This window comes from Pseudomonas sp. GW822-FHT01E03 (assembly GCF_058802985.1).
Map to the genome: position 1 here is coordinate 225,931 of NZ_JBXAOQ010000005.1, position 6,076 is coordinate 232,006.

Annotated in this window: 4 protein-coding genes; 2 read left to right on the plus strand and 2 right to left on the minus strand. The window is 62.2% G+C overall.

Going from position 1 to position 6,076, the window contains the following annotated elements; all coding sequences use genetic code 11:
* Nucleotides 1-61 precede the first annotated feature (61 nt).
* Nucleotides 62-1,441, minus strand: a complete 1,380-nt coding sequence (locus AC1RP7_RS12335; protein ID WP_057714060.1) for a DUF1329 domain-containing protein — start codon at nucleotides 1,439-1,441, stop codon at nucleotides 62-64.
* A gap of 23 nt (nucleotides 1,442-1,464) precedes the next feature.
* Entirely contained in the window at nucleotides 1,465-3,042 is a 1,578-nt protein-coding gene (locus AC1RP7_RS12340) for a DUF1302 domain-containing protein (protein ID WP_057714061.1), read from the minus strand.
* Nucleotides 3,043-3,308: 266 nt separating this feature from the next.
* On the opposite strand from AC1RP7_RS12340, the gene AC1RP7_RS12345 reads away from it, so the two are divergent.
* Nucleotides 3,309-5,051 carry an FAD-binding protein gene (locus tag AC1RP7_RS12345; protein WP_493180732.1) on the plus strand — a complete coding sequence of 581 codons (1,743 nt, stop codon included), beginning with the start codon at nucleotides 3,309-3,311 and terminating at the stop codon, nucleotides 5,049-5,051.
* Nucleotides 5,048-5,926 (plus strand): SDR family NAD(P)-dependent oxidoreductase, encoded by an 879-nt coding sequence (locus tag AC1RP7_RS12350; protein WP_492625473.1) that lies wholly within the window; start codon nucleotides 5,048-5,050, stop codon nucleotides 5,924-5,926. The genes AC1RP7_RS12345 and AC1RP7_RS12350 overlap by 4 nt, the downstream gene beginning before the upstream one ends.
* The last annotated feature ends 150 nt before the right edge of the window (nucleotides 5,927-6,076 follow it).

Here is a 6,076-nt window from a genome sequence, read left to right on the forward strand (position 1 = left end):
CGCAGCGGTTTTTACAAAGCACAACGCCCCGACCGAATGATTCGGTCGGGGCGCGGTGAGTTTAGCGGGTGCCGAGTTTGCGCAGGTTGCCAGGAGTGAATTCGTCTTCAGTAAAGGCGGTGGCGTTGAGCTTGGCCGGCTTTTGATCGATCAGCATGCGGTCAACCAGGTAAGAGCCGGCGATCAGGTCGTGGTAGATGCCCAGACGAGCGTGGTAGCGCTGCATCTCATAGGCGTAGATCGAGGTCTGCATGTTGGTGCGCCACAACTGGCCACGGCTGTCGTAATTGTCGGCCATGGTCGCGGACCAGGTGTCCTCGTCCAGGTACAGCACGCGCTTGGCGTATACGTGGCGGGCACCTTCCTTGAGGTTGGCCTGCAACACCCAGACGCGGTGTTTCTCGTAGCGCATGTACTGCGGATCGACGTGGCCGGTGGTGTCCAGGATCTGGTCGGCCGTTACGCTCGGGTCGTCGATCTTGTAGTTGTGGTACGGAATGTAGATTTCCTTCTTACCGACGATGGTCCAGTTGTAGCGGTCTGGCGCACCGTTGAACAAGCGGTCTTCGTCGTACACCCGAAAACCTCCCGCGCCGGTCGGCGAGTCATAACCCACGGTCGGCGCGCGACGTACCCGGCGTTGGCCGGGGCTGTACTGCCAGGCCTGGCGCGGGGAGGCGGTCGGATTGATGAACTCGTGACCGACCACGATCTCGCCTTTCTTGCGCACCGGTTCCAGGGTGGTGAGCAGGAAGTGGGTGGATACACCGTTCGCGGCCTCCAGGGTTTTGTCCGGGCTCGACCAGATCGAGAAGATCTTGTAGTTGACCTCTTCCAGCACCTTTTCCTTGTTGGAGTACACCACCGCCTGGCCGTAGTTGGCCTCTTCAGTGTTGGCGCGCCCCTGCAAGGTATGGTTGAACATCAACTCGCTGCCGTTCTTCGGGATCGGGAACGGCGAGGCACCCCAGGCGTTTTTGGTGTCGTTGTTGTCATTCTCGAGTTCGGCAGTGACGGCGTTTTTCTTGATCTGGTCTTCCAGGCGCTGATCAAGGCGGAAGTCGCGGTGGCTCGGGTAGACCGGGATCTTGAAAGTATCCGGGTATCGCTTGAACAGCGCCTTCTGGCCATCGGTCAGGTTGTCGGCGTACTTGTCCATGTTCTTCGAATCGATCACGAACAGCGGTTTTTCCGCGGCGTACGGATCCGGGTACGGCGTGCCGGGGCCGGCGTATTTGAGTCCTGGTGGCAGGCCGCGCCATTTGCCGGACCAGGCCGGGATGCTGCCGTCGGCGTTGCCGGCTTTTTCGGCGCCCATCGGGGTCAGGTCCTGGCCCAGGCGGGCGGCTTCTTCGGGGCTGACCTTGGCGTAGGCCAGGCCACTGCCGAGCAGGCCGACGGTCAGCGCAGTGCTCAATAATGTTTGGGTGAATCTGGACATGCTGTGCTCCTCCGACAGGGGAATCAGAACCGGTACTTGAAGTTGAGCGCGACGTTGTCGCGGTCGGCCAACGGGCTGTTGTTGGCGCTGCCGAGGTAGGCGTTGTAGCGGGCCTCGACGGTGAAGTTGCCCAGGTAGCGCCACGAACTGCCGATGCTGGCGCGGTTATCGTTCTGGCCGGCGTTGATCGAGCCGACCATCGAGCTGTCGCCGTGGGCGGCGGCGCTGAAGGTGACAGGCACCGACATGTCCCATCCGCTGAACACGTCGTTGTAGTCAAAGTTCGCCTGCACCGTGTAGCCCCAGGCATCGCGGTCATAGACCAGGCTGTCGGTGCCCGGCAGCGCGAAACCAGGGGCCAGGGTCACTGGCTGCGACTCGTCGTTGCTGACCACTGTGTTGTAGACCAGCTCGCCGGTCAGGCTGGTGTTGTCGGCGAAGGAGGTCGGGCCGAGCACGTAGATCATCGACGTTTGTGCTTGTATGGTCTTGCCGCGCACGGGGCTGGAGAAACCGTTGTCGACCATCACTGGCGTGCCGTCTCGGTAGCTGACTTCACCGGCCCAGCTGACATCGCCCAGCACCGTGGCGAAACTCGCACCGAACAGGTCGATGTTGTCGAAGTAGCGCACCTGGTAGCGGCCCAGGTTCGTCGCAAAGTCCAGCGACGGTGTCTTGTCGTGATAGCGCGAGTAGAAGAGGCCGAACTCGGTGTTGTTTAGTGACTCGGCGGCGTAGGTGAAGGCCACACCGTACTGGCCGCTGTCGCTCGGCTTGTCGTCCTTGAGGCGGGTGACGAAACCGGAAGCGTCGTTGAAGCCGCCCTCGTCGATGAAGTCGGTGGTGGAGAAGTAACTACCCACGCCGAACAGCTCGGTCTTCTCCCACTTGTATTGGTAGTAGGCCTGGATACCCAGGCTTTCGGTCAGGGCGAACTGGGTGAACAGTTGGCCGACCGGCAGCAGGATTTCCTTGACCTCGACGCCCGGGGTGGTCGCCTTGGTCGCGTCCACCGGGCTCTGGGCCGCGGAAATACCCGGATAGAACAGACTTTCACCCCAGCTCACCACCTGATTACCCAGGCGCGCGTTGAGGGCATGGCCGCTCACGTCCCAGGTGCCATAGGCGTAGTAGTCGAGCATGCGCAACTCATTGCGATGCTGGTCGATGGTGTCCTGGGAGAAACGGTCGGGTTTGCTGCAATGGCCGCCGGCGAAGCAGTTGGAAGTGCCGGTGGTGTTGTCGTTGTCCTGATCGTAGACGTTATCGTAGAAGCCCGTCGCCCGGACGAACACGCCGTAGTCGTCTTGCCACTTGATGTTGGCTTCGGTGAGAAAGCCGCTGCGGTTGTTGATCAGGCTGCCTTTGTCGAACGCGTTGTCGCCGTCGTTGCCGTTGGCATTGGCGGTCAGCTTGTGATCGCGAGACTCGGTCCGCCAGGCGAGGCTGTAGGTCAGAGTGGTGTCCCAGTCGATGCTCAAGTCTTCGCTTGGCTGAAAGCTCATGGCGTTAACGTGAGCGCTAAGTCCACCAGCCAGCATCAATAGAACAAGCTGTGTGCGAGGGTGCTGTGTTGGTGGGGCGATTATTGTTTTTATCATGTCGTCCTCATGGCCCAGGTCAGACCTGCCCGACCTGCATTTCAGGGGAGTGATTGGTGCTGTGGGCGACTATGGAGTCACGACTTGCGCGCAACATCGTCCAAGCGGACTAAGCGATTTGTACGGGGCGGGCGCAGTCCTGGCCTTAGTCTTATCGGACGATGAACACCCGGCGCACGGGGCGAACAATCCCGAGACCGACTGCACCGGGCGAAGATCCGGCGGTGGCGGTTTCTGCCTGATGGGCGCTGAACAAGGGTGATCGCATGAACGCTGCCGGGATCAAATGGGACGAGTGCTGTGATGTGTTGGTGATTGGCTCGGGAGCCGGGGGCATGACCGCAGCGCTGCGCGCCCACGACTTGGGCCTGAATGCGTTGCTGATCGAAAAGAGCGGCGAGTACGGCGGCACCTCGGCGGTGTCCGGCGGCGGCATCTGGATCCCCAACAATCACCGGATCAACGCCATCGGCGGCAGTGATTCGGCGGCCGAAGCGATTGCCTACATCCGCGCCGTGACCCATGGCGAGATCGACGATGGGCGCATCGAAGCCTATGTCGAACACGGCCGGGAGATGGTCGAGTACCTGGAACAACACACCCGCGTGCGCTTCGAGGCGCAACCGCGCTACGCCGATTACTACCCGGAAGTCGAGGGCGGAAAACCGGGCTATCGTTCGATGGATCCGCAACCGTTCGATGCCGCCGAACTCGGCGAAGAATTTTTGCGCATGCGCGCACCGTCCCCCGGCACCCTGATGATGGGGCGCATGGCGATGACCATGAAAGAGGCGCAAGTGCTGCTGTGCCGTGGCCCCGGCTGGTTGCGCCTGACCCTGCGGGTGATGTGGCGCTACTGGCGTGATCGCGAGGGGCGGCGTTTATCCCGTCGCGACCGTTTCCTGACCCTGGGCAATGCCTTGATCGGTGCCTTGCGCTGTTCGTTGCAGGATCGCGGCAAGTCGCTGTGGCTCAACTGTGCATTCGAAGAGCTGCTGCTGGTCGGCGACCGGGTCGGCGGGGCACGGGTCAATCGCAACGGTCAGCTGCTCAACGTCAAGGCGCGCTACGGGGTGATCATCGCCGCCGGTGGTTTCGAGCGTAACCAGGCAATGCGTGAGCAGTACCTGCCGCAGCCGTCCAGGGCCAACTGGAGTGCCACGCCACCCAACAATACCGGCGACGGTATTCGCGCCGGCCAGGCCATCGGTGCTCGGACCGCGTTGATGGAGCACAGCTGGTGGGCGCCGACCACTTACGTCAAGGGTGAAGAAAAACAGCGTGCGCTGTTCGTTGAACGCACCTTGCCGGGGTGCGTGATGGTCAACGCGGCGGGGGAGCGTTTCGTCAACGAAGCCGCGCCCTATACCGATATCGTTTACGCGATGTACGCCAACAACCGCGAAGGCGCCGCGAGCGTGCCGTGCTGGATGGTGTTCGACGCCGAGTTCCGCCGCAAATACCCGTGCGGCGCCTTGTTGCCGGGCTATGCCCAGCGCGATTGGCAATTGCCCGAGCATTTGCGTGATTACTTCCACAAGGCGTCGAGCCTGGAAGAACTGGCGACGAAAATCGGCGTCGACGCTGGCGGGCTGTTGCGCACCGTGCAGCGTTTCAACGGCATGGCCGTGCAGGGCGTCGACGAGGATTTCCACAAGGGCGAATCACTGTTCGATCGCTACTACGGCGACCCGAACGTGCAACCCAATCCGTGCCTGGCGCCGTTGCTCAAAGGGCCGTTCTACGCCGTGCGCATCGACGCCGGCGACATCGGCACCAAGGGTGGCCTGCTGACCGACGTGCACGCCCAGGTGTTGCATGAAGACGGCGAACCGATCAACGGCCTGTACGCCATTGGCAACAGCGCCGCCTCGATGATGGGCCGCACCTATCCGGGTGCCGGTTCGACCATCGGCCCGGCCATGACCTTCGGTTACCTGGCCGCCAATCACATCAAGCGCCAGAGCGAAACCGCTTCGGCGAAAACCTTGTTCGGGAGTGTCGAATGAACAACCAGCGTCCACAGATCGCCGTAGTGACCGGCGCCAGTCGCGGAGTCGGGCAGGGTATTGCCCTGGCCCTTGGGGCGGCGGGCATGACGGTGTATGTCACCGGTCGCGCCCCGGCGCAGGGCGGGTCGAATTTGTACGGGCATGCCTTGCGCGGCTCGCTGGAGGACACCGCCGCCGCGATCACCGACGCCGGTGGGCGCGGTATCGCGGTGGTCTGTGATCACGCCGATGACGCGCAGGTTCAGGCGCTGTTTACCCGTGTGGAAAATGAGTGCGGGCATCTGGATCTGCTGGTGAACAACGCCGCGTTCATCCATGACCAGTTGATCGAGCCAGGGCCGTTCTGGGCTAAATCGCTGGACCTGGTGCGCATTCTCGACGTCGGCCTGCGCTCGGCCTACATCGCCAGCTTCTACGCCGCGCCGCTGTTGCTCAAAAGTGCACAAGGGCTGATTTGCTTCACTTCGTCGTTCGGTGCCGGGTGCTACATGCATGGCCCGGCGTACGGCGCGCAAAAGGCCGGCGTCGACAAGCTGGCGGCGGACATGGCGATCGATTTCGAAGGGCAGGGCGTGGCGGCGTTGTCGCTGTGGCTCGGCCCGCAACTGACCGAACGCACGAAGATTGCCGGCGAACAGCATGGCGAGCAGTACCAGGCATTCCTGGCCCACGCCGAAACCCCGCAATTCAACGGGCGGGTGATTCATGCCTTGCTCAATGATCCGCAGTTGATGGCGTTGTCCGGGCAGACCCTGATCACCGCCGAAATTGCCCCTGGCTATGGCATCAGCGAAGCCGAAGGCCGCCAGCCGCCGTCCCACCGCGCCATGCTCGGCGACCCGCGTAAGCAGCATCCGGCGCGGGTGGTTTAACTACGTCATCTCGGCACACACAAAACCTGTGGGAGCGGGCTTGCTCGCGATGACGGAGTGTCAGCCAACATCTATGTCGACTGACCTGACGCTATCGCGAGCAAGCTCGCTCCCACAGTTGATCTGTGTCGGACTCGAAACCTGTGTACA

Coding starts and splice junctions, on each gene's coding strand:
- AC1RP7_RS12340 (WP_057714061.1), bottom strand. CDS start 3,042: ATGATAAAAACAATAATCGCCCCACCAACACAGCACCCTCGCACACAG.
- AC1RP7_RS12345 (WP_493180732.1), top strand. CDS start 3,309: ATGAACGCTGCCGGGATCAAATGGGACGAGTGCTGTGATGTGTTGGTG.
- AC1RP7_RS12350 (WP_492625473.1), top strand. CDS start 5,048: ATGAACAACCAGCGTCCACAGATCGCCGTAGTGACCGGCGCCAGTCGC.
- AC1RP7_RS12335 (WP_057714060.1), bottom strand. CDS start 1,441: ATGTCCAGATTCACCCAAACATTATTGAGCACTGCGCTGACCGTCGGC.